The following is a 23,365-nucleotide window of genomic DNA, read 5'->3' on the forward strand; positions in this document are numbered from 1 at the left end:
ATCCGATGCTCAAGAACTTCTGGTACGCACTGGAATTCGCCGACCGAGTGGGCCGCGATCCGCGCAAGGTCACCTGCCTGGGCCAGGATTTCGTGCTGTACCGCACCGAGGCGGGTGCGCCGGTGTGCCTGTCGGATCTGTGTGTGCACCGCGGTGGCGCGCTGTCGATGGGCAGGCTCTCCGGCGACTGCATCACCTGCCCGTACCACGGCTGGCAGTACGACGCGGAAGGCAAATGCGTTCGCATACCGGCCAATTCGGCCGAACGCAATATTCCGCGCAAGGCGCGGGTCGACTCCTATCCGACGCTGGAGCGCTACGGCATGGTGTGGGCCTTTCTCGGCGATCTACCGGAGGAGCAGCGCCCGCCCGTTCCACAGATCCCGCAGCACGACGATCCGAGTTTCCGGGCCGTGCAATACGAAATGGTCATCGACGCGAACTACGAGCGGACCTTCGAGAATGTCGTCGACGCGGCGCACACGCCGTTCGTGCACGGCACCTCCTTCGGCAATCCGGTCAAGCCGGAGATCCCCGATTTCCGCGTCCAGCAGACGGATTGGTCGGCCGAGGCCGATATCCGGCTCAGCCCGCCACCGCCGAAGGGACTGTGGGGTCTGCTGGCCCGGCGGCGGCCCCGCCCGGACTACGTCACCGTCACCAACGGCTGGTATCTGCCCAACATCGTCAAATTGCATGTACGGCTGCCGATCGGCGACATGATCCTCTACGACTTCAATATCCCGCTCTCCCAGGACCGCACCCTGGTCAAGATCCTCGGCTACCGCAACTTCTTCACCGGCGCGTGGGCCGATGCCAACGCCCGCAAACGGATCGAGAAGATCCTGCTCGAGGACCGCCCCGTGGTCGAATCCCAACGCCCCGAACTGCTGCCCTTCGACCTGTCCGACGAACTGCACGTGCGCAGCGACGCCCTGCAGGTCGCCTATCGCCGTCGCCGCGCTCAGCTGATCAAGGACGGCTGGTGGGTCGACGGCGACGACATCATCACCGGCGATGTGCCCCGGCGCACCGCCACCGTCATCGCCTCACCCGCGCGCCGCGACAATCCCGAACTGGCCAGCGCGTGGGTGCACAAGGCCCGCACCGGAGGAGAGCCGCGATGAGCCTGCCCGCCACGCTGTGTGAGCGCACCCTGAACACGTTGCGCGACAAATTGAATCTGAACGTCGCCACCGATATCCCCCTGGTGTCGCAGATGTCACCGGTTCCGGTCGGCAGGCTGCGCGTGCTGCGCGGCGGGCCGATCGACAAGGTGGTGACCGTCGACCTGGTGGTGCCGCCGATCGGGCTGGACAGCCACATGATCTTCGCATTCCTGCCCTCCGGCAGCGCGATTCCGCATTTCACCCTCGATTCGGTGCATGCGAGCGAGCATTTCGCGATGCATCTGGATCTGATACCGCGGGTGGATCTGGCGGTGCACCTGGACTACCTCGACGCGGCCTTCCTGCCGCTGACACCGCTGCTGGAGGCGGCCTGGCAGATCGCGGGCGTGTCCCCCGCCGCCGTCGGGCCCCGGCAGCGCGCCATGATGTCGCCGTGGATGGTCGTCTGCCGCGCCAGCGAGGCGGCGTTCGGCGAGCTCGGCGGCACCGTCGACGCCTATCTGCGGCACTGGCTCACTCTGGTCGACAAGGGAGTTCCCGCGGTCGACGTCGACGTGGCCGCCCGCGATCGGGTCAATCGGGCGAATCTGTTCAGTCCCCAGGTGGATCCGGTCTGGGCGCAGGTCACCCGGCTGCTCGGCCAGGAGCAGTCCGAGCGGGTGCGAGGGGAGCTGCTGGCATGACCACCTCCCCCGCGCCCAGCGCCTGGCAGCAACGCATCGCCGGGGAATGGGTGGGTCGCCCGTCGCTGTTCGACGCCCAGGGCACCTGGCTGGGCTTCGAGGACATCCGCCGCTCCTCGGTGTTCGCCGACGGCGTCACCACCTATTACATGAACGGCGGGCTGACCGGCGGCGGCCCGCTGGCCGGGCGGTTCGCCCTCGGCGCGCCGTTCGCCTTCGGCGTCACCGACTCCGACGCGGATCGGATCTACACCGGACCGGACTTCTACGGGTCCGGTCAGCCCTACGGCGGATTCGTCGACGCGCACTATTACGGCCCCGGCTGGCAGGTTTCGCTCAACACCTGGAACCAGACCATCGACGACACCCAGGTGTACTCCTCGGTGCTGTCCCAGGGACCGGCCGTGATCGGGGTGTTCAACGGCGTCTACACCCGTGATCCCAACCTCGTCGACGACCGCGTCGCCACCGAAACCCGGTGCGGTACCGCATGCTTCGTGCTGCCGACCAAGGACGAGAGCCGATACGCGGGCGAGTTGGAGGTATGGGAAGCGGCGCAGCGTCGCGTGGGCAGCGCACGGATGACGCTGACGGTCGATCCGCTGAGCCTGCTCAGCGCCGAGCACCACGTGCGGCTGTCCGGTGCGCTGGAGCTGGACACCCGCGCCACCGTCCGGCGCGACGGGACGCGCGGCTTCCACGAGGGTCCCGGACTCTGGGGCAACGCCACCGCCTACGGCCGGGCCAACTATCCCACCCTGCACCTGACCGACGGGCGGCGAATCCTGGGCCGGGAGTTCATGATCGACGCCGAACCCGGTATGGGGGCGGGCTCGACACTCGCGGTGGTCTATCAGCTGTTCGAGCACAACCGCCTGGCGACGGTGCTGCACGGCGTGCTGGAGCGGTCGTGAGCACGGTCGCGATCACCGGCGGTACCCGCGGTATCGGACTGGGCATGGCCCGCGCCCTGCTCGAGCGCGGGCACCGGGTCGCGCTGTGCGGCAGCGGCTTCGAGCGCGTCGAGCGGCTGCGCCTGGAACTGCCCGACACGGCGCTGGTGGTGGCGGCCGACGTGACCGATCGCCAACAGGTGCAGAAGTTCTGGAACGCGGCGGTCGAGCGATTCGGGGCGGTCGACATCTGGATCAACAACGCCGGTATCAGCCATGACCGGAAGCCGCTGTGGCAGTTGCCCGACCGCGACGCGCGCGCGGTGCTCGACACCAATTTGGTCGGCGTGCTCAACGGCTGCGCGGTGGCCATCGCCGGAATGGCCGCGAACGGCGGCGGACATGTGTGGAATATGGAGGGTCTGGGCAGCGACGGGCGCACCGTCGCGGGCCTGTCGGTGTACGGGGCGAGCAAACGGGCCGTCACCTACCTCACCCGAGCCCTGGCGAAGGAGGTACCCGCCGGGGTGTCGGTCGGACTGCTCAGCCCCGGCATGGTCGCCACCGATCTGCTCACTCACGGCTACGCCGACGACGAATGGGCCAGGGCGCGCAGGATATTCGACATTCTGGCCGACCGGGTGGAGACGGTCGCGCCCTGGCTCGCCGAGCGCGCGGTCGCCCGCACCCGCAACGGGGCGCAGGTGCGCTGGCTGACCGGCCCCAAGATCATGAGCCGATTCGCGCTGGCTCCCTTCCGTCAGCGTCATATCTTCGACGACAAGGAGTTACCCGGTGCCTGACGTGCTGGGCTGGCGAGCGAAATTCGGGGTGCTCGCGCCCTCGACCAATACCGTGGTGGAACCGGACTTCGCGCGCATGGGCGTGCCGGGGGTCACCGCACATTTCGGTCGCATCCACATCCGCGACCAGAACATGGGCGACGACGCGGGCATGGGCCGACTGCTCGAACAGATTCGCGCCGAGATCGCCGCCGCCTGCGAGCGGGTCATGACCTGCGAACCGGATTACATGGTCATGGGCATGTCGGCGGAGACCTTCTGGGGTGGTGTGGAAGGCAATCAGCGATTCGTCCGGCAGATCCAGGACCTGACCGGGTTGCGGGTGGCCACCGGGGCCGAGGCGTGCCGCCGCGCGCTGGAGCTGTACGGCGCCAAGCGCATCGGCGTGGTCACGCCGTATCAACCGGTCGGCGACGAGAACGTGGTGCGGTTCTTCGGCGAACTCGGCTTCGAGGTGGCCGCGATCAAGGGATTGCGGTGCCCCACCGCGGTTTCCATCGCCCATGTCACCGAAGACGAACTGCGCCAGGCCCTGCGCGCGGTGGACGGCGAACAGGTGGACGCGCTGGTGCAGTGCGGCACCAACCTGTCGATGGTCCGGCTCGCCGACGAGGCGGAGCGCTGGCTGGCCAAGCCGGTGCTCGCCATCAACGCCGCCACCTGGTGGATGGCGCTGCGCGACAACGGCATCAGCGACCGGGTCGAGGGCGCGGGCGCGCTGCTGCGCGAGCATTGAAGCTCAGCCGTCGAGCAGGCGACGGGCGGCGCGGATGACGGCGAGGTCGACCATGCGGCCGCGCTCGTCGAGCACGACGCCGCCGTCGGCGCGCTCGAAGCGGTCGACCAGGGCGCGGGCGGCCGCGAGCCGATCGGGTGTCGGCGTGAACACCTCGTTGACGATCGGCACCTGGGTGGGGTGAATACAGGCGCGGCCGCGAAAACCCAAGCGGGCCATGGCGAGAGTCGACGCGCGCAGGGCCTCGAGATCGACGAAGTCGGTGCGCACCGGGGCCAGCGGCGGCTCGATTCCGGCCGCGGCGCTGACCAAAACGATGTGGGTCCGGATGGCGAGCATTTCCGGTTCCCCGGGTCCGGGCTCGATACCGGTGTCGGCGCGCAGATCCGCCTCACCGAGCTGCAGCCGCCGCACCCGTGGCGCGTGCGCGATCTCACCGGCCGCGAGTACGGCCGCCGCGCTTTCCAGCAGCGGACAGACCCGCACGACGCCGGGCCGGGGAGCGTGCGCGTGCACGAGCGCGTCCACGGCGCGAACCTGTTGCGCGGATTCGGTTTTGGCCAGGCAGATCGTCGCCGCACCGGCGGCGAGAACAGCGCGCAGGTCTTCCTGCCCGAGCTCGCCGGAGTTGATCCGCACCCAGATCCGTTGCGGCTGGGCGCCGGTGCGCAGCCGGGCGGCCACCTCGGAGCGGGCCGCCGATTTGTCCCGCATCGGGACGGCATCCTCGAGGTCGAGCAGGATCACATCGGCCGGACCGGCCAGCGCCTTGTCGAACAGCTCGGGTCGATTGCCGGGAACATACAGCGCCGATCGCACCAGCCACCTCCTCGAAACATTGTTTCTCAGAAGGAAACTTATCGACCTATCAACCCTGCTGTCCAGCACGAACGAATTTCCGCTGCAAATCTCGAGGTTGACAGCCGGGCAGGCTTACCCACTAATGAGACCCATCAGTTGAGAAACGCCATTCCATCCATGGAAACGGCACCGCCCCTTGGAGTCGCCATGGGCACGAAGGATTCGGTTCTGGCCGCCCTGGCCGCCGCTGCCGCGCTCACCCTTTCCGCCACCATCCCGGCCGCCGCCGACGGCCTGCCGGGTGCCATCGAGATACCCTGCGCCGCCGACGTTCTCCAGCAGAGCGTCGACTGGTTCGTCCCGGACGGACCGGCGCGCGGCCTGATCTGGCTGCAGCACGGATTCGCTCGCACCCACGCCAATGTCGCCGAGCTGGCACAAACGTTCGCGGATGCGGGCCATCTGGTGTTCGTGCCGAGCCTGCCGTTCATGAATCTGTCCGGCTGCACGCTGCAGAGCCTGGGCGACAACACCGCCTTCCTGAACAATGTCGCCGCCCTGCTGTCCGGCGATCGAGCCGGTGCGCTGCGGGCCAGCCTCGCCGCGGCTCTCGGGCCGGACCGCGAAATCCCCGCGATCCCAGAGCAGTTTGTGTTCGTCGGGCACTCCGCGGGCGCGGAGGCGGTGGAATACGTCGCCTACCGCATGCAGGCCAGCGCACCACGGGTGTGGGCGGGGCTGCGCGGGCTGGTGCTGCTCGATCCGGTGCGATCGTTCCTGGGCGACAACACCGATCGCGCCCTGGCCGCACTCGACCCGACCGGCCTGCCGATCCTGGCGGTGTCGAGCCCGCCGTCGTGGTGCAACACCTTCGGCACCGGCACCGACGCGCTGCAACGCCATCTGCACCGGCCCTTCGTCGGCGTCCGGCTGGCCGACGGGGCGCACACCGACGCCGAGGGCAACAGCTCCGATCCGGTCGGCGAATCGCTCTGCGGCACACCGCGACCGGCGAACGTAGCCACCCTGCACAGGCTGGTGCTGGGCTGGATCGGCGACTTCTTCGCCGGAACGACCACCCCGGACTACTATCCGACCACCGCGGGCACGATACCCGCCGCCCCGGAGGTCCAGATTCTGCACGGCGCCTGAGCATTTCGCGCGAGATCGCCACGCCCGGGTGCCGAGACACGAGCCTGCGACAACCGTCTTTGGGCCCCGGTATTGACTCATACGCGTTTCCGACTCCTAATGAAGTTTGTGAGAAATGAAACACTGTTTCTCACAGAGAAACTAGGAGTCACGTTGGGTACCCGACGTCTGGCCGCCGCGAGTTCCATCGCCGCCGCCATCACCGCATTCACTTTGTTCACCGGCTCCCCCGCGAGCGCCGACTCGGCGGTCACCAAGGTGGAGAACACGGTGGAGATCCGCTGCGCGTTCACCATCCTGCGCCAGAGCAGTGACTGGTACTTCCCCACCGGCACGCCCAAGGCCCTGTTCTGGCTGCAGCACGGCTTCGCCAGCGCCAACGACGCGCTCACCGACACCGCGAACAAGCTTGCCGCGCAGGGCTTCCTGGTCTTCGCGCCCACCCTCCCGACCGCCAACACCTTCGGCTGCACGGTGGAGAACCTCGGCAACAACACCAACTTCCTGCACAATGTGGCCGATCTGTTCGGCAAGGCCGCCGACCCCAAGGACAAATTGGGTCGCAGCTTCGCCGACGCCAAGGCCAAGGCGGGGCGTCCCGAACTCGCCCTGCCGAACGCCTTCGTCTTCGCCGGACACTCCGCCGGCGGGGAAGCGGTTGCCTACGTGACCCAGGTGTTGCGCGCCGACTACGCCGCCGCCTTCGCGAAGGTCCGCGGCGCGATCCTGTTCGACCCGGTCAAGAGCTTCGTCGGTAACAACCTCAGCAGCTCGCTGAACCATCTGAGCAACAGCACACTGCCGGTGTTCGCGATCTCCGCACCGCCCTACAGCTGCAACCGCAGCGGCTCCGGCACCAACGAGGTCATCGAGCAACTACCACGTCCGTTCCTCGGTGTCCGACTCACCACCGGCTCGCACGTCGACGTCGAGGGATCCAGCGCGACGGGACCGGACAAGCGGCTCTGCGGCACCCCGCAGGACAAGAACGTGGCAGCACTGCAGCGGTTGACCGCCGCCTGGGCCGCGGACTTCGTCACCGGCACCCGCACCGCCGACTACTACCCCGGCGGCGGCTACTACGAGAGCCAGCGCACGGCCGGAACCATCCAGACACTCGCCTCGGGCACGTAGGCGACCGATATCACGGCGGCCACCGCATGCGGTGGCCGCCGCGCACCCGGGCCTGGTGCGCCTTCGCCACCCTGCTGTCGGCGAGCATCTGGCGGCGCGACGGCAACGGCGGCACGCGAACCGGAATCGCCCCTAGCGACCGGTCGTATCGGTGGTGAAAGGCACCGGGCAGGAAGGCGTTCGGCTGCACGCGAGCAGGTCGTCACAGCCCGCCGCCAGGGCCGCGGCCAGCGTGTCACGCCTGGCGGTGAGTGCGGTGAGTTCGGAGTCGATCTCGGCCAGCTTCACCCGGACCTGCGCCCGCAACCCCGCGCGGGGGCGGCGTGCGGGGCCGAGCCGGGCGGCCTCGAGCAGGTCGGCGATTTCGTCGAGGGTGAAACCCAGCCGCTGGGCCGCCTTGATCAGTCGCAGCACGGTGACCGCCCGTTCCGGATAGACGCGATGCCCGCCCAGGGAGCGGTCCGGCTCGGCCAGCAGACCCCGCCGCTCGTAGTACCGCAACGTCTGGATGTTCACCCCGGCGGCCGCGGCCAGCTGTCCGGTCCGCAGCCCGCTCATGCGGGCCCGCCCGCGATCGCACGGGCGGCCAGCCCGTCGAGCACCTCGGTCCGGGCGGGCGGCACGTCGATGTCCATGTGCACCAGATCCGTTCCCGCAGCGGTGAATCCGAAGGTGAAGAACGAGCAGCAGCTCGACTCCCGCGCCGCCAGCTCCCGCGCCCACGCCTCGGCCCCGGCAACCAGATCCAGGCGCAGCCGCGTCGCCGACACCCGATCCACCCCCCGCACCGCCGCGCGGAACAGCGCGTCGAACTCCGCCACCCGCACCGGCTGCTGCTCGGTGGGCAGGGTGCACGCCTCCACCGACACCCACGCCTGCCCCACCGCATTCTCGTCACCTCGATCGCCACCGACCCCGGCGACCCGCGCACCGGTCGACTCGGCCATGACCTGCACCTCCTTATTCATGAGGGCCCTCGCAACGGCCGCTCTCACCCGAGGCTAAGCCTGTACCCGGGTACCGGATGCAACCCCGAATCCGCCACCGTCATTTCTCGTAGCCGACCGCGGCGGCGCGCACCCGGTCGACATAGGCGTCGGAGTGGTTGTATGCCAGCACCGCGCGACGCCACCCCTGGGCCGTGGCCAGGTCGCCGCCGGCGGCGCACAGGTAGCGGCCCGCGCTCAACGCGGCATCGTCGATATCGTCCGGGCTGCCCGGAAGATCGCTGGTGGCAAGGGGATTGCTACTCGCGAGTCGGTCGATCAGGGTACGAGCGTCCGTATCGGCCCGCACACCCCAGCGTGTCCAGGTGTCCGGGATGAACTGGAACGGGCCCATCGCTCGCGCGTATCCGGTGCGCCCCGCCGGACCGCTCGCATCGACGATCAGCGCATTACCGCCGGTGCCGTCGAGCGCGACACCGCGGATCGATGGCCGCACCACACCGTCTGCCGCCACGGTCGCTCCCCCGTGTCGGCCGTGATCGCTTTCCACTCGCGCGATCCCGGCCAGGGTGGTCCAGCCCAGATGGCACGATGGTCGCGCCTGCGCCAGCAGCACCGTCGCATAGCCGTATGCCCGCAGCGCCCGCGCTGGAATACCGTGCTGGCGCGCCCGGATCCGCGCCCACTCATCCAGCGGATCGGCCTTGTGGTCGACTCTGTCCAGCCGGATCACCGGCACCGGACCATCGGCGCCGGGTGGGGCGGACGCGGGGGTCCGCGGGGTCTCCCCGCCGCATGCCGCGGTTGCCATCAGCACCAGCAGCACCAAGCCGCCGGTGTGATACACATGTCTCGCCATCTCGAATCCCGCTGTCGCAGCGAGCTTCAGCCTTCGATCAAGCGCACGCGCGAGTGGTCGGCGCGGGCGGCTTGGTCGTCGTGGTGGGCGACTGCCGCGAAGTGCCGGTCGGTGGGTGCGCGATCGACGGCTGCGCCGACGGCGTCACCGACTTCTTCGCGGCTCCGGTCGGGGCGGCGCAGGTGCTCGTCATCGATGTGGTGGTCGGCGTCGTCCTCGTGGTCGACGGGGCCGTCGAGGCGGGTGCCGACGTCGTCCTCGTGGCAGACGGGGCCGTCGAGCGAGTGGTGGTCACCGTCTCGGTCGGCGGGGCAACCACCGTCACCGTGGTGGTCACGGGATCCCCGGCAGGTCGAGCGGTCGCCTGCACCGAGAAACTCGCGCTGGCGCTGGCACTCATACTGAACGAGAAACTGGGACCGCCCGGCGCGGCGAGGACGTCCGGGGAAACGTTCGGTACGCCGGTGGGCTCGGCCGCGACGGTCGGTTCCCCGGCCTCGATCGGCTGCCCCGCATCTTCGACCGCCGCGATCGGTTCGCCGATGCCACCACCGCTCGGCATCCCATCCTCAGGCACCGGCACGTCCCTCGGCATCTCCGGGTCCGCGGCGATGTCGCCGGCCCGAATATCGGTGGATATCCCTGCCGCACTCGGTGATTCGTACTCCCCCGACGTGGCCATGACCGCACCCTGCCGATCACTGCGCGTAGCCCCCGCGCCGATCACGACGGCCACGACAAGACCGATCACCACCGCGGTACCCGCCGCATGGGGAAGGTGTCGCCGCAGATCGCGGCCGGATGTGTTGTCGAGCGATTCCACCAGCAGTTGCTTTCTTCTCCGTATCGAGCCGTTGCGGATACCGGAGGGGGACTGTGCAGGACGGACGACCAGCCCGCAAATCCCCGCACCGGGCCGCAGCACGGCCCGAACAGACCGAGCGACCAGACAGCGAACCAAGCGCTACGGCCACGATGCCGGCGTGAACTCTTCGATCACCCAAACAGCAAGCATCCAGCGACCTCGGCCGCATCACCCGGGGGGCGGGACCGTTCCCACCCACCCACGAGTTCGAAACCCTTTTCCCGACAACCTTTTTCGACCGACCGACGCCAGCGCTCGACCACTCGACCGGACCGGGGGTGACACAATTTGTGCCGGTCCCCGCTACGAGACTGCGGTCACCCGCCGCATGTTGGCACGAACCGACGCGATATCCGGATACCCGTTGACGGCCATCAGCAGGTCGGCCTCGGCCAGCATCATGCGCAACACGTGCTCGACTCCCGATGCGCCGCCCAGTGCCAGTCCGTACACATACGGCCTGCCGACGCCGACCATGGTCGCGCCGAGTCCGAGCGCCTTGATCAGGTCGGTGCCCGACCGCACACCGGAGTCGAACAGCACCGGTACCCGGCCGTCGCACGCCTCGACGATGCCGGGCAGGCATTCGAGGGTGCTGAGCCCGCCATTGGCTTGGCGCCCACCGTGATTGGAGCAGTAGATGCCGTCGACACCGTGATCGATCGCACGGCGGGCGTCGTCGGGATGACAGATGCCCTTGAGCACGAGCGGCAGATCGGTCAGCGCGCGCAGCCATTCCAGATCGGACCAGGACAGGGAATTGCCGAACATCGGAGCCCAGACCGGCACGACATCGCGCGGGTCGTCGGAGTCGACCAGGGTCCGGAACACCGGGTCGCTGGTGTAGTTCCTCAGCACGTGCCCGCGCAGTTGCGGGAAGTTGCCGGTGGCCAGATCGCGGGGACGCCAGCCGGTGATCCAGGCGTCCAGCGTGACCGCGATGGCCCGATATCCCGCCCGCTCGGCGCGGCCGACCAGGCTCGCCGCGACGTCCCGATTCTTGGGGGTGTAGAGCTGGAAGAAGGCAGGGGTGTCGCCGGTGTGGGCGATCACCTCTTCGAGCGGATCCTCCATCAGGGTGGAGAACATCGCTGGCACACCGGTTTTCGCGGCCGCCCGCGCGACGGCGATATCCCCGTGGTGGTCCTCGGGCACCAGTCCGATGACCCCGACCGGCGCCATGAACAGCGGGCTTGCGTAGGTGTGCCCGAACAGCTCCACCGTCAGATCGCGCTGGGTCGCCCCCGCCAGCATGCGCGGTACCAGCCCCCACTCGGCGAATGCCTCGACATTGCGCCGCTGGGTGAACTCATCACCCGCACCGCCACCGATGAACGACTGCAACGAGGCGGGCAGCGCGGCCACGGCCTTGGCCTCCAGCTCCGCGTAGGCCATCGGAAACTCGGGCGGATTACCGCTGAGCGCCTGCAGGTAGATCCCATTCTGATAGTCGGCGAAAGGCACGGACCCTCCCATCATCGATGACGCGAGAACGCTGCGGATCCCTCACAGTCCGAAACAGCCGAAAGTAGCGCCGAACACAACCCGGGTGAACACCGGCTAGAACAGAAGTCTGGGCAACAGAATATCCCGCCAGTTCACCACTCCGCTGTAGGCGCCGGGGGCGAGGAAGGTGGCGTAGCGCGAAACCAGCAGGATCATCGAATACAGGGCGACGTACCGGTGTGCGCGAATCGTGAAGCCGCCGTGATCTTGGCGGCGCAAGCGACTCTCAGTCGATATCAGCCGAGGGGGCCAGCGGCCGTGCCGACGGTGGCGCGGGGCAGGTCTCGTTCGGCCCATTCGGCCATCGTGGCCAGCACCACGTCCAGGCGACGACCGGCGGGAGTGAGTTCGTATTCCACCCGCGGTGGGATCTCCGCGTAGGCGGTGCGGATCACCAGGCCGGTCTCCTGGAAGCGCTGCAGGCGCGAGGACAGGGTCTTCGGGCTGATGCCCGGCAGCGCGGCGCGCAGCTGGGTGAACCGTTTGGGGCCGGTCAGCAGTTCGCGCACGATCAGGGTGGCCCACGGGCCATCGAGCACGGTCAGGAACCGCGCGATCGGGCACTCCGGTAATTCGTGGTCGACGTCACTCACCGCGGCTCCAATAGTTCATTTGAAGTAACTGATTCCCAAAGGGAACTATAGCGGTCACGCCCCTACCGGCAAATCCGAAGGAGAAGATCATGACCGATACCGTGACCGTCGACATCGACCCGCGGGCCAATACCTCGCGCGAGATGGCCCGCACGGCCGCGACCGCCGCGCTGCGGGTCGCCAACCGCAACTACGAGCTCTACGACACCGGCGATGTCGCGGGCGTCGACGAGGTCTTCGCCGTCGACCTCGTCGATCACAACCCCGTGCCCGGGGCGGCCAGCGCGATCGAGGGCATGCGGTATCTCATCGCGGAGGTCCGCGACGGATTCACCGATACCGAGCACCGGATCCTGTTCCAGGCCGAGCTGCCCGACGGCTGGGTGATCAACCACTGGCAGATGACCGCCCGCCACACCGGCGACGCATTCGGAGTGAGCGCCACCGGAAAGCCCGTGGCGTTCAACGGAACCGACATCGTCCGCGTCGTCGGCGGCAGGATCACCGAGATCTACCACGTCGAGGAGCTTCTCCAGATGACCCGGCAGCTCACCACCGCCTGACCCGAACTCGACCGGCCGGGTGCGGTCCCTCGCGCGACCGCCCCCGGCCCTGTCCCCCGACGATCTCAGGAGCTGTCAGGAAAACCCGTACCGCCCAACTGATCCACGTCTTCGATGCCTACTGCGGCTGGTGCTATGGATTCACCCCGCGGCCGCGTCGCGCCGTGGCCGAAAGACCACATCTGCACACCATGGGAGCCCAGCTCGACCTCCACCTCGCTACGACACTCGCGATGACCGCAGTGATTCGGTCACCGGCGTCCCCGCGATGAGGGCGGCCAGGTATTTGTCGGCGAAGTCCTCGACGCCGCCGCCCTGCTCGAGGTGTTGGCGGACCAGGGCGAGGTAGGCGGTGATCGCGTGCTGGGTGTCGGTGCGGCTGGCGAGGGAAAGTAGTTGTGCGCGTTCGTATTCCAGGCCTCGACCGATCGACTGGCTGCCGTATCGGTATACCGCGTGTTTGATGGCCTTGACGGCGGCCGGTGAGCGGGTCGCCAGGCGGGCGGCGATCCCCTGCGCCTCTTCGAGCAGCGCCTCGGGGGCCACGACCCGGTGGACCAGGCCGCAGGCCGCGGCCTGTGCCGGGGTCAGCGGACGTCCCTCCAAGGCGAGTTCGACCGTGCGCCCGGCGCCGATCGCGCGCGTGAGCAGCTGCGTGCCGCCCCCGCCGGGTACGAGTCCGAGCAGCACTTCGGGCTGACCGATCCCGTGCGGCCCCTCGGCCATCAGGCGGATATCGCAGGCCAGCGCGAGTTCACAGCCGCCGCCGAGGGCCATGCCGCCGATCGCGGCCACACATACCAGGTCGGAATCTCGCATCCGCTCGGTCAATCTGTGGAAACGCAGCAGGGTGACGATGCCGGCGGCCGGGGTCCGCTCGAGCAACCGCCGCATCGCCCGGCCCCGGTTCACCGCACGAACCAGGCTCGCCCCCCAGCGGGTGAGCATCGGGCCGACGGTGACGCCGACGCGCCGCGCGCCCTCGAGGATTTCCGCGACGTCGTAGTGACTGACGAATGCCCCGGGCACCGCGCTGGTCAGCACGACGGCGCGAATCGCCGGATCGGCCTCGGCCTCATCGAGCAAAGCGTCGAGTTCGTCGACGAGTGCGCTGGTGAGGAAGTTGAAGGGCGGATTGTTCATCGCGGCGGTGACGACCGCGCCGTCACGGTGGATGTCGAGCAGTGCCATCGGCTGACCTCCCGTTCAGGACAGGTGAGACAGATTTCGTATCCGTGTCTCGAGATGAAGGTAGCATCCGGTAATGCAGGTGAACAAGCGTCACGGTTATGGGTAGCTCACCAGCGGCCGTCGAGAAGCATCGGGGCCAGATAGGTCCGGGCGAATTCGCGCGCCTGTTCGGCGGTGTCGAGCGGGATCGACGTGTGCTCGCCGAGGATGAACGACAGCGTGATTCGAATGTGCAGCTCGGCGACCGTGCGCAGATGCTGCTCGCGCTCTTCGGATATCGGTGTGTCCCCGGCCAATTCGCGCCGCCACACCGCCACGCAGAATTCGCGCACCAGATCCAGCAGCGGGCCGGAGTGGGTGGTCAGGGCGGGGAGCACGGATTCGGGTTCGGTTTCCAGCAGCCTGCGCAGCACCCGATGCCCCCGCAGGAATTCCATGGTGTGGGCGGCGCTTTCGGCGATCCGGTCGGCGACGGTCGGTTGCGCCGACACCGCGGCGGTGCTGTCGGCCAGATACTTGCGCACCTCCGCCAGCACGACCGCGTCCAGCAGTGCCTGCCGCGTTGGAAACTTCCGATACACCGTCGCGCGGCCCAGCCGGGCGCGCCGGGCCACGTCGTCCATCGTGCAGCGCCGCCACCCCACCACCGCCATCTGCTCGTAGGCGGCGGCCACGATCCGGGCCGTGACCTCATCGCCGTCCCCGAGGTGGCGAACCAATTCGGCATCGGGCGCGACCAGAGCGGTCAGCGCATTCACCACGGCCTCGGTCACGGGCTCTCCCCCTGTCAGCGCTCGGCATACGCTCGAAACAAATCGGCACTCATCGTCTCACGAACAAGAGCCGCGCCCGTAAATATTCGCCGCGCGCAATCCGCGGCGAATCCACGCGGAGAAGTCATCCACGCAGCTCAGCGGCATCGCCGGAACGTAAAGTGACACGGGTCATACTCCAGCAAATGCCTGGCAATTAACCCTTATGGCGTGGGCTCACCTCCGCCAGGAAGGAATGATCGTGAAGGTCCTACTCCCCCTACCGGATACCGATTTCGACGTCACCGAGGTCGCGGTCCCCTGGCACATCCTGACCACCGCCGGACACCGGGTCGTATTCGCGACCGAACACCGCGGGACGTGGCCCGCCGCCGATCCCCTGCTGTTGACCGGCGTACTCTTCGGCCGACTCGGCGCGAAACCCGAGGCCAAAAAACTCTATCGCCGCCTGCAACTCAGTAGCGAGTTCGCCGACACCATCGCGTGGGAGGACATCGATCCCATCGAATACGACGGACTCCTCCTGCCCGGCGGACACGCCTCCGGTGTTCGCCAATACCTCGAATCCACTGTCCTGCAACAGAGGATCGCCGCCTTCTGGCAACTGCACCGCCCCGTCGGCGCGATCTGCCACGGCGTGGTCCTGCTGGCCCGCGCCATCGACCCCGGCACCGGCCACAGCGTCCTGCACGACCGCAAGACAACCTGTCTCCCGAAATACCTCGAACGAACCGGCTATTTCCTCACCGCCTGGCGGCGCGGCCGCTACTACCGCACCTACCCCGCGTACGTCGAAGACGAGGTCCGCACCGCCCTCGCCGACGACAGCCAATTCGTCCGCGGCAAACCCGTCCTGACCCGGCACGGCACCGCCACCGACCACACCGGAGCCTTCATCGTCCGGGACCGCAACTATCTGTCCGCCCGATGGCCCGGCGACGCATACCTGTTCGCTCAACACTTCGAGGCGATGCTCACCGCCTGATCCGCGGGCCGGCGGCACGGCCCGGGCGGCGGAAGGGTTCACTTCGCGCCGCTGGCCTATGCTCGTCCCGGAGCCGTGGTCGTGGACGTGGGTCGTGCGAAAGGAGCAGGGCGTGACACGGTACGGTCTGCTGATCTTCGACGATGTCGAGGAGCTCGACTTCGTCGGCCCGTGGGAGGTGTTCACCTCGTCGGCGGCGGTGCGCGACGGGGCCGACAGCGCCGTGCTGATCGCCGAGCGATCCGATCCGGTGCGCTGCGTCCGCGGCATGCGGGTGCTACCCGATCACACCCTCGACGACCACCCGCCGCTGGACGTGCTGCTGGTGCCGGGCGGCAAAGGCGTCAAGCGAGAGCTCGGCAACTCCGCGACCCTGGAGTGGATCGCCAGGACCGCTGCGGCGGCCGAGTGGATCACCAGCGTCTGCACCGGCGTGCAGCTGCTGTGCGAGGCGGGTCCGGCCCGCGGCCATCGCGTCGCCACGCATCACATGTTCGAGGAGTCCGTGCGCGCCAGGGGCGATGTCACGCTGGTCTCGGACGCCCGGTATGTCATCGAGGGGAATCTCGCTACCAGCCAAGGGGTTTCGGCGGGCATCGATATGGCGCTGTGGCTGGTGGGGCAGCTACACGGCCGCGACCACGCCCGCGAGGTGATGCGCTACATGCAGTACGAGCCCGCCCCGCCGTACCAGGCCGACGAGCCGGGCGTCCGCTGAGCGCCCGAAGCCGTGCACGTCGCCGTCAGCCTCGGTCGGCTTCGGGGGTGACCCCGAGCTGTCGCGCGTGCTCCCAGGTCAGGGTGGTCGGGTCCGCGACCGGGTTGGCGGTGATCGTGAACGTCCCCCGTTGCGGCGCGACGTTCGGATCGTCGGGATTGGTCAGCTGCTGGACGAAACTTACTGTGCGACAGTCGAATCGCAGTTCGTGTCGCACCGCCCTGCCGTTCCAATCGGCCGACGGCAAGGAGATGAAGTCGATCTCGAACTCGTCGTGACCGAAGTCGCCGCGGCCGATGACGTAGGTGCCGTAATGGTTTTCACCTTCGGACAGGATCGCGTACAGCCCGTTGTCATAGAACAGCAGCGTCGCGTCCGGAAAAGGCTTGGGACCGTACAAATCCCGATACCGCAAGCATCAGCTTCGTCGGCGCACCGAAGAAGACCGTAATCGAGGCCCGCATTCGCACCCGCCTTTGCCCCACTCCTGCCTACCCGTCCGGCAAGCGTAGTCCGACAGCCCGACTCACCGGCTGTTACCCCGCCCGCGGATGACGACATGCGGGATCGAGTCCCGGGCGTCTTCAATCACTTTCGCCGCGTCCGGTTGTAGCATCGGACCCTGCGATCCAAGGCGCGGGCGTCACGAACCAGGTGAGTGGAATCTACTCAGGAGAATGCACTGTGCGACGGTGGGCGGCAATAGGACTGTGCGCATGCTGGGCCGTCGGCGGCGGGGCGCCGCTGCCGAATACGGCGGGCCCGGCGTACGCCGCCGACGCCTCGGTGACGGGGGCCGGGGTCGACCTGATCGCCTCGGTCGACGAGATCTTCTGGGCACCGGCGGGCAACCGCCTGCCCAGCGGCGTTCCGTTCGCGCACGGGGCCGATGTCGGTGGCCGCTATTCGGTCACCGTTTCCGGTGCTCCGATTCAGGAGGGAATCGTCACGGCCGGATTCATCGTCGGCTGCGGGGTGAGCGCGAGCGGCGGTGTCAGCGTGGGCCTGTCACCCAACCAGAGCTTGACGGTCGCCATCGCCCCGGCCCCCGGCGTCAGCGTCGGAGCGGGCGTGTCGGAATCGCTGTCGATCACCCTGACACCGGGACAGGTGGCGCCGATGGCCCTCGCCTCCGCACCCATGAACAGTCGATCCGAATTTCCGTACAGCGTCACCGTCAACCATGCCGCCCTCGACGTCGGGCAGTGCATGTCCCCGGTCTCCGCCGTGCCGTTCGTCAGTGCCTCGGTGACCACGGCCACCGGCACCGTCCAGACCGCCGCCTACGGCGACCAGTTCACCTTCTGACGTCACGGGAACGGAGGATCGTACGCGGGCGGATGATCGGGCACGCCGTCGCTGGGAAAGACATCCGAGTGCTCGTCCTCGGGCGGTGGGCAGTACGGATCGCCCGTGGGCAGGGCCGGGTTCGGGCACACATCCATATCCGGCGGATCGCCCACGGCACCGCTCGCCGTGACACCCCAGCCACCGATGATCAGAGCAGCGAGAATTCCGACAAGACCCTTTCTTCGCATGAAGATCGCCTCCTTCAGCAAACTCTCGGCCTGCGACAACAGAGCCTACTCTCGTAGACCCGAACTCGGTCACCGAAGCGCGTCGGGTGAACAGCACGCGAGATACTGGTCAAAATCCCGTAACAAGAATCCGCGCGCGGATAACCGGTCGACTCCGCCCGGACCGAAATCCATGACATCGCAGCTACGCTCCAGCTACAGCAATGGTGCGAGGCGGTGGCGAATGTTCGACGAATCGTTGCTTCGAACCTGGTGGCACGACCGGGTCGATTACCGCGGGCTGGTCGCCGTGCTCGAGTTCCATTCGGCGGTGCGACCGGTGAAATTCATGATCGGCGCCGGGGGCGCGGTGATGTCACTGGTGACCATCCTGTCGATGATGTCGCACATCGGGCCGCGCAACGCGTTCTTCGCGGCGGGATGCACCCTCATCGTGGCATTGACGGCGATGTGGGCGCTGCGCTGGTGGTTGCTGCCGTGGCCGGGTCGAGCCGAATCACTGCTCTGGTGCGCCGGTGCGGACCTCGCCATCACCTTCGGTGCGGTGGCTGCCGAGAACCGGCTCTACGGCGCCTTGGTGACCACCCTGCTGGCGGTCCCGGGACTGTACGTGGGCGCATTCCACGGGCAGCGGGTGCTGGCCGCGCATGTCGGCTGGACGTCGGTATCGATACTTGCGCTGGTCGTCCTGCTGGCCATCGACGATCCGGCGCATACCGGCGCCGCGGCCGGTGATTATCGGCTCGGCGCCGCCATTGTGCTGATCTCGGTCTCGCTGAACGTGATCGGGTTGCCGACGGCCCAGTTCTGCCGCTGGCTGTGGCGGCTCAACGCGCTGATCGACCCGCTCACCATGCTGCTGAACCGACGCGGGCTCGACTACTACCTGTGGCGGTACCTCACCCCCGGCGCGAACGGCTCGGTCTACGCCGCCACGCTGGACCTGGACCGATTCAAGATCGTGAACGACACCTTCGGCCACCCGGCCGGCGACGAGGTCCTGCGGCGGGCCGCGGCGCATCTGCGCGCGGCGGCCGACGCCGACTCCCTCGTGGCGCGTACCGGTGGCGAGGAATTCGTGGTCGTCGGCCGCCTGCGCGAGGAGCCCGCGGTCGCGGTCGCCGATCGATTGCGCCGCGCCGTCGAGACGATGCCCGGGCTGCCGATCACGATCACCGCCAGCGTGGGAATCGCGGTCGTCGATACCTCGCACACCGACGACCCGAGTACCGGCCACCGCGTGCTGCGCTGCTCCGACGCCGCGATGTATCGAGCGAAACGCCGGGGCGGCAACGCCGTGGCGGTCGCCGAACCGAACGAGTGGGCGGAGGATATCGGCGGCGGAAGGACCGAGCACGGGGCCGCGTGATGAACGGTTCACCGAAGCGCCGTAAACGGTCCGTCACGGTCATCGACAAGCACACCGATCGACGACGAAAGCCCATGACCGACAACCCGATCGCGGCCCGCGCCGTTTACCCGCCCATTCATCCAGTCGGCCAATATAATTGCCCCCTGCCCATCTGGAGATCGCCATGACATCGGAGCCGGCTGCTGCCACCACATCGGATCAGCGGAAGCTGCGTAAACTCATGGCCGCGGGCCTGATCGGCAGCTCGATCGAGTGGTACGACTTCTTCATCTACGGCACCGCCGCGGCCCTGGTCTTCGGCACGCTGTTCTTCCCCGGCTCCTCCCCGCTGGTGGGAACGCTGTTGTCCTTCAGCACCTTCTGGGCGGGATTCATCGCCCGGCCATTGGGCGGACTGATCTTCGGGCACATCGGCGACAGGGTCGGACGCAAGCCCGCGCTCGTCACCTGTCTGGCCCTGGTCGCGGCGGCGACCTGCGCCATCGGCCTGCTGCCGACCGCCGCGACGATCGGGACGGCGGCGCCGATCCTGTTGGTGACCTTGCGATTTCTGCAGGGCATCGCGGTGGGCGGCCAATGGGGCGGAGTCACCCTGCTGCTCACCGAGACCACCCGGCCCGACCGCCGGGGCCGGGCCGGCACCTTCGGACAGCTGGGCGTGCCCTTCGGGCTGTTGCTGGGCACCGGGGCCTTCCTGCTCGTGGGACGGCTGGTCTCCGGCCCGGCCTTCCTCCAATGGGGTTGGCGCATACCGTTTCTGGCCAGCGTCCTGCTGTTCCCCGTGGTGTTGTTCATCCAGCTCCGGATCGAGGACTCGCCGGAGTTCCGCCGACTGCGGGCGCGCGCCCTCGACGCCTCGAACGCCGTGGCCCAGGCGCCCGTTCTCGAAGTACTGAGCAGACATTGGAAGCGGGTGCTGCTCGGCGCGGCCCTGCTGTTCAGCGGCAACGCCAGCTTCTACATCAGCGTCGCGGGCCTGCTCGACTACGGCGTCCGCGAACTCGGACTGGCCCGGGACGAGCTGCTGACGGTATCGATGCTCTCCTCTGCCGCGTCCGCTCCGGTCTGCTACCTCGCCGGATCGCTGTCCGACCGGTACGGCCGCCGCCCGCTCATGCTGGCCGGTGCGGCGATCATGACCGTCTGGGCCTTTCCCTACTTCTGGCTAGTGAACACCGGCTCGTTTGTCGCCATCGTGCTGGCGACACTGGTCGGTAGCGGTATCGGCGGCGGTCTGCTGTACGGGCCGGTGGCCGCGTTCCTGGCCGAGATGTTCGAGCCGCGGATCCGCTATTCGGGCATTACCCTGGCCTATCAGCTGGCCGCGATCCTGGTCAGCGGCGGCACCCCATTCCTGATGACCGCGCTGCTGGCCGCGACCGGCGGCACGGCGGCGGTATCCGGATTCCTGATGCTCATGGCCCTGTGCACGCTGGCCAGCGTCTGGGTGCTGCCGGAGACCGTGACGCGGCGGCCGCTCGGTTCGATGCCCGCACAGCCCTGATCACCCCCGTCCTCCCTGGTGGGCAACGGGTGCGCGCGCTCCCCTGAGTCCCCGACGAGTTCCTGGACGTCACACCTCACCCAGCGCGAGCCGGGCGCCGAGGGCGATGAGTACCGTGCCGGTGACCCGCTCCAGCCCTTGCCGCACCCGTGCTCGCGTGAAGAAGGCGCGGGCACGGCCGACGAACGTGGCGACCACCAGGAACCACACGGTGTCGATGACGACATGCAGCAGTCCGAGCAGCAGGGTGGTGGTGAGGATATCCGCTCCCGCGGTGACGAACTGCGGATAGAAGGCGAAGGCGAAGACCGCGACCTTCGGATTCGTCAGATTGGTGAGCAGCCCGGTGGAGACGGCACGCCACATCGTCGCGCCGACGGCACGCTCGTCCACCGCTTCGGCGACCGGATGCCGGGCCGCACGCCAGGCCTGTACGCCCAGCACGACCAACACCACCGCCCCCACGATCCGGATCACCACGAACGCGGCACTGCTCGCCGCGACCAGTGCCGACAATCCGAGCGCCGAGGCAACGACCCACCCGTAGATGCCGATCTCCATCCCGCCGATGATCGGCACCGCCGCCCGCGCACCACCGAGTGCGCTGCGTCGAATCACCAGGGCGGTGGTAGGACCGGGCACCATCGCCGCCAACGTCACCGCCAGCACGAATCCACTCAGAATCGACCACGTCATCGGCCGAGCATCGCACGGAACCATCCGGTCGTCATCCTGGCCGACAAGTGGTCGGGTCGCCGAAGGCGGCCGCTCCGCCCGATCGCCTCCGTCGGAGGTTTACCTTCCAGGTAAACCACGGTAGGCGGGGTAAACCAGCCGGTTTTCCGTAAACCGTTGTACCACAACATATTTCGAACCCAGTTCCGCTGCTCCCATGATTCCATCTAGCAGTATGGATCCCAGAAAGCGGGCGGCACGCTACACCGCCCTCTCCGTAATCATGCTGGCCACAACGATTTTCGTGTCGACGAGCGCCTACGGCGAGCCGCCCACGCCCCCGCCGCACAGTTCGGATCTGATCGCCGTTCCCAAAGCGGTACTGCAGGATCCGGAGGGCACGACCCAGCAGGTGGTGCCCCAGCAGCCGCTCCCGGTCCCGTCCGGCACTCCGCGCGAGGCCCCCGCCGCCGCCCGGGCCCACGCCCCGGGCGTGGCGAAGATGTTCACCGGCCGCCAGATCGGCACCCTGGTGGTCGACCAGGTTTTGCCCGTGGGTGCGGGCGCCACCGTCCGGTTGCGCCAGGAGATCGACTCGGTGCCGGTATTCGGCGCCTCGGTCGCACAGCTGCTGGCCGAGGACGGCTCGCTGGTCTCGGCCGCCGGGTCGCTGACCCAGAGGTCGCAGGGCCGCTTCGCCACCACCGAACCCTCGCGGGCGGTGGCGGAGACGGCGGTGCGGGCGATCGCCGAGCGAGCCAAGACCTCGCCCGGCAAGCTGACTCCCGGTGCGATCGAGCCCTATTGGTACGACGCGAAGCTGGCGGCCGCACCGGACGGCACGGGCGTCGCCGTGCCCGCGTTCAAGGTCGAGGTCGAGGGCGACAAAGTCGGCCGATTCGTCGTTTTCGTCGATGCCACCGACACCGGCAGGGTGCTCGACAGTTGGGACACCACAATGCATCTCACCCGGGTGGTGTGCGATGCCGAGAACAAGCCGCCCGATCCGAATGGGCCGAAAGACCCCGTATGCGGCGGCCCGAACGGTGTGACACCCGCCCGTGTGGAGGGCCAGTCACCGACCGGCATCAAGGACGTCGACGAGGTGTACGACTACCTCGGCAACACCGACGGGTTCTACCGCAAGCACACCCAGCTGAAGGATCTCACCGCACTCCTCGGCACCGACGCCGGTGATGAGCACGGCAAGGCCCTGCGTGCCACCGTCCGGGTCAACGCCATGTGGCGGGGCGGGACCATGGCCTTCGCCGAGGGCATGGCCACCGAGGACATCGTCGGCCACGAGCTCACCCACGGCGTCACCCAGCACACCAGCGGGCTGGTCTACCGCAACGAGCCCGGCGCCATCAACGAGTCGATGTCCGACATCTTCGGCGAACTCGTCTTCCTCACCGACACCGCGAACAAATGCAACACCCCGGCCAACCGGTGGAAGCTCGGCGCCTGCAGTGCCGCGGGAGTCGTCCGGGACATGAAGAACCCCAAGGCACACCGCCAGCCCGATACCTACCGGGGCGCCTACTGGTACACCGGTACCGCCGACAGCGGTGGTGTGCACACCAACAGCGGCGTCGGCAACAAGGCCGCCCAGCTCATGGTCGACGGCGGAAAACACAACGGCGTCACCGTATCCGGTATCGGCATCGAAAAGGCCGCCGCACTGTACTGGACCACCCAGACGATGCTGACCGCCAACGCGACCTACCGCACCCTGGGCAGCACGCTGACCAGTGCGTGCAGGGCCAACGTGACCAACAGGGTCGCGGGCACCACCGAGGCCGACTGCACCGAGGTCGCCAACGCCGTCAAGGCGGTCAAGATGCCGACCCTGAACACCGCGGGCTAGCGCCCGAGAAGCCCGGCCACCGCCTCGCGCCCTGGACGAGGGGGCGGTGGCCGTGGTTCGCGCGCATTGCCTGCCTC

General features: G+C 68.2%; 27 protein-coding genes. 14 read left to right on the forward strand and 13 right to left on the reverse strand.

Features of this window, described 5'->3' with window-relative positions:
• Positions 1-5: 5 nt before the first annotated feature.
• From NDR87_RS03485 to NDR87_RS03505, 5 genes are read left to right on the forward strand one after another with little or no spacing between them, the layout of a single operon-like run.
• A complete protein-coding gene (locus NDR87_RS03485) occupies positions 6-1,127 on the forward strand; it encodes an aromatic ring-hydroxylating dioxygenase subunit alpha (protein WP_251908805.1) in 1,122 nt (373 codons plus the stop codon).
• The gene (locus NDR87_RS03490; protein WP_251908804.1) at positions 1,124-1,813 is read left to right on the forward strand and encodes a hypothetical protein; all 690 of its coding nucleotides are present in this window, start codon (positions 1,124-1,126) and stop codon (positions 1,811-1,813) included. Before NDR87_RS03485 ends, NDR87_RS03490 begins: the two co-directional genes overlap by 4 nt.
• Positions 1,810-2,727 carry a hypothetical protein gene (locus NDR87_RS03495; protein ID WP_251908803.1) on the forward strand — a complete coding sequence of 306 codons (918 nt, stop codon included), beginning with the start codon at positions 1,810-1,812 and terminating at the stop codon, positions 2,725-2,727. The genes NDR87_RS03490 and NDR87_RS03495 overlap by 4 nt, the downstream gene beginning before the upstream one ends.
• On the forward strand, positions 2,724-3,509 hold the full coding sequence (locus NDR87_RS03500) for an SDR family oxidoreductase (protein ID WP_251908802.1): 786 nt from the start codon (positions 2,724-2,726) through the stop codon (positions 3,507-3,509). Before NDR87_RS03495 ends, NDR87_RS03500 begins: the two co-directional genes overlap by 4 nt.
• A complete protein-coding gene (locus NDR87_RS03505) occupies positions 3,502-4,245 on the forward strand; it encodes an arylmalonate decarboxylase (protein WP_251908801.1) in 744 nt (247 codons plus the stop codon). The genes NDR87_RS03500 and NDR87_RS03505 overlap by 8 nt, the downstream gene beginning before the upstream one ends.
• Positions 4,246-4,248: 3 nt before the next feature.
• Here the strand turns inward: NDR87_RS03505 and NDR87_RS03510 are convergent, their stop codons facing one another.
• The gene (locus NDR87_RS03510; protein WP_251908800.1) at positions 4,249-5,064 is read right to left on the reverse strand and encodes a CoA ester lyase; all 816 of its coding nucleotides are present in this window, start codon (positions 5,062-5,064) and stop codon (positions 4,249-4,251) included.
• Between the two features lie 189 nt (positions 5,065-5,253).
• On the opposite strand from NDR87_RS03510, the gene NDR87_RS03515 reads away from it, so the two are divergent.
• The gene (locus NDR87_RS03515; protein ID WP_251908799.1) at positions 5,254-6,198 is read left to right on the forward strand and encodes an alpha/beta hydrolase; all 945 of its coding nucleotides are present in this window, start codon (positions 5,254-5,256) and stop codon (positions 6,196-6,198) included.
• A gap of 153 nt (positions 6,199-6,351) precedes the next feature.
• On the forward strand, positions 6,352-7,332 hold the full coding sequence (locus NDR87_RS03520) for an alpha/beta hydrolase (RefSeq protein WP_251908798.1): 981 nt from the start codon (positions 6,352-6,354) through the stop codon (positions 7,330-7,332).
• 132 nt (positions 7,333-7,464) lie between these two features.
• Here the strand turns inward: NDR87_RS03520 and NDR87_RS03525 are convergent, their stop codons facing one another.
• The 7 genes from NDR87_RS03525 to NDR87_RS03555 all read right to left on the reverse strand — a co-directional run bounded on the left by NDR87_RS03525 (position 7,465) and on the right by NDR87_RS03555 (position 12,102).
• Complete coding sequence (locus tag NDR87_RS03525) at positions 7,465-7,890, reverse strand: MerR family transcriptional regulator (RefSeq protein WP_251908797.1); 426 nt, start codon at positions 7,888-7,890, stop codon at positions 7,465-7,467.
• Entirely contained in the window at positions 7,887-8,279 is a 393-nt protein-coding gene (locus NDR87_RS03530; RefSeq protein WP_251908796.1) for a hypothetical protein, read from the reverse strand. Before NDR87_RS03530 ends, NDR87_RS03525 begins: the two co-directional genes overlap by 4 nt.
• Before the next feature lie 100 nt (positions 8,280-8,379).
• A complete protein-coding gene (locus NDR87_RS03535; protein ID WP_251908795.1) occupies positions 8,380-9,138 on the reverse strand; it encodes a lytic transglycosylase domain-containing protein in 759 nt (252 codons plus the stop codon).
• A 37-nt stretch (positions 9,139-9,175) separates the two neighbouring features.
• Complete coding sequence (locus tag NDR87_RS03540; RefSeq protein ID WP_251908794.1) at positions 9,176-9,961, reverse strand: hypothetical protein; 786 nt, start codon at positions 9,959-9,961, stop codon at positions 9,176-9,178.
• A 345-nt stretch (positions 9,962-10,306) separates the two neighbouring features.
• Positions 10,307-11,467, reverse strand: coding sequence for an alpha-hydroxy-acid oxidizing protein (locus NDR87_RS03545; RefSeq protein ID WP_251908793.1), 1,161 nt, complete (start codon positions 11,465-11,467; stop codon positions 10,307-10,309).
• A gap of 96 nt (positions 11,468-11,563) precedes the next feature.
• Positions 11,564-11,728, reverse strand: a complete 165-nt coding sequence (locus tag NDR87_RS03550) for a hypothetical protein (protein WP_251908792.1) — start codon at positions 11,726-11,728, stop codon at positions 11,564-11,566.
• A gap of 17 nt (positions 11,729-11,745) precedes the next feature.
• Positions 11,746-12,102 (reverse strand): helix-turn-helix domain-containing protein, encoded by a 357-nt coding sequence (locus NDR87_RS03555; protein ID WP_251908791.1) that lies wholly within the window; start codon positions 12,100-12,102, stop codon positions 11,746-11,748.
• A gap of 89 nt (positions 12,103-12,191) precedes the next feature.
• Here NDR87_RS03555 and NDR87_RS03560 point away from each other — a divergent pair, with 89 nt between their 5' ends.
• Positions 12,192-12,665, forward strand: a complete 474-nt coding sequence (locus tag NDR87_RS03560) for an ester cyclase (RefSeq protein WP_251908790.1) — start codon at positions 12,192-12,194, stop codon at positions 12,663-12,665.
• 219 nt (positions 12,666-12,884) lie between these two features.
• Here NDR87_RS03560 and NDR87_RS03565 read toward each other — a convergent pair whose 3' ends face one another.
• The gene (locus NDR87_RS03565; RefSeq protein WP_251908789.1) at positions 12,885-13,856 is read right to left on the reverse strand and encodes an enoyl-CoA hydratase/isomerase family protein; all 972 of its coding nucleotides are present in this window, start codon (positions 13,854-13,856) and stop codon (positions 12,885-12,887) included.
• 107 nt (positions 13,857-13,963) lie between these two features.
• Entirely contained in the window at positions 13,964-14,629 is a 666-nt protein-coding gene (locus NDR87_RS03570) for a TetR/AcrR family transcriptional regulator (RefSeq protein ID WP_251908788.1), read from the reverse strand.
• Between the two features lie 241 nt (positions 14,630-14,870).
• On the opposite strand from NDR87_RS03570, the gene NDR87_RS03575 reads away from it, so the two are divergent.
• On the forward strand, positions 14,871-15,614 hold the full coding sequence (locus NDR87_RS03575; protein WP_372494063.1) for a type 1 glutamine amidotransferase domain-containing protein: 744 nt from the start codon (positions 14,871-14,873) through the stop codon (positions 15,612-15,614).
• A 112-nt stretch (positions 15,615-15,726) separates the two neighbouring features.
• Complete coding sequence (locus NDR87_RS03580; protein WP_251908786.1) at positions 15,727-16,332, forward strand: DJ-1/PfpI family protein; 606 nt, start codon at positions 15,727-15,729, stop codon at positions 16,330-16,332.
• Positions 16,333-16,357: 25 nt separating this feature from the next.
• Here NDR87_RS03580 and NDR87_RS03585 read toward each other — a convergent pair whose 3' ends face one another.
• Entirely contained in the window at positions 16,358-16,747 is a 390-nt protein-coding gene (locus NDR87_RS03585) for a hypothetical protein (protein ID WP_251908785.1), read from the reverse strand.
• A gap of 269 nt (positions 16,748-17,016) precedes the next feature.
• Here NDR87_RS03585 and NDR87_RS03590 point away from each other — a divergent pair, with 269 nt between their 5' ends.
• The gene (locus NDR87_RS03590; RefSeq protein WP_251908784.1) at positions 17,017-17,640 is read left to right on the forward strand and encodes an MspA family porin; all 624 of its coding nucleotides are present in this window, start codon (positions 17,017-17,019) and stop codon (positions 17,638-17,640) included.
• A gap of 2 nt (positions 17,641-17,642) precedes the next feature.
• Here NDR87_RS03590 and NDR87_RS03595 read toward each other — a convergent pair whose 3' ends face one another.
• Positions 17,643-17,909: a hypothetical protein gene (locus NDR87_RS03595; protein WP_251908783.1), complete on the reverse strand. Its 267-nt coding sequence runs from the start codon at positions 17,907-17,909 to the stop codon at positions 17,643-17,645.
• A 184-nt stretch (positions 17,910-18,093) separates the two neighbouring features.
• Here NDR87_RS03595 and NDR87_RS03600 point away from each other — a divergent pair, with 184 nt between their 5' ends.
• Positions 18,094-19,239, forward strand: coding sequence for a diguanylate cyclase (locus NDR87_RS03600; protein ID WP_251908782.1), 1,146 nt, complete (start codon positions 18,094-18,096; stop codon positions 19,237-19,239).
• Between the two features lie 166 nt (positions 19,240-19,405).
• A complete protein-coding gene (locus NDR87_RS03605; protein WP_251908781.1) occupies positions 19,406-20,746 on the forward strand; it encodes an MFS transporter in 1,341 nt (446 codons plus the stop codon).
• Positions 20,747-20,815: 69 nt separating this feature from the next.
• Here NDR87_RS03605 and NDR87_RS03610 read toward each other — a convergent pair whose 3' ends face one another.
• Positions 20,816-21,442, reverse strand: coding sequence for a LysE family translocator (locus tag NDR87_RS03610; protein WP_251908780.1), 627 nt, complete (start codon positions 21,440-21,442; stop codon positions 20,816-20,818).
• Between the two features lie 214 nt (positions 21,443-21,656).
• Here NDR87_RS03610 and NDR87_RS03615 point away from each other — a divergent pair, with 214 nt between their 5' ends.
• Entirely contained in the window at positions 21,657-23,288 is a 1,632-nt protein-coding gene (locus NDR87_RS03615) for a M4 family metallopeptidase (RefSeq protein WP_251908779.1), read from the forward strand.
• The last annotated feature ends 77 nt before the right edge of the window (positions 23,289-23,365 follow it).

Source organism: Nocardia sp. CDC159 (genome assembly GCF_023740735.1).
GTDB classification, from domain to species: domain Bacteria; phylum Actinomycetota; class Actinomycetes; order Mycobacteriales; family Mycobacteriaceae; genus Nocardia; species Nocardia pulmonis.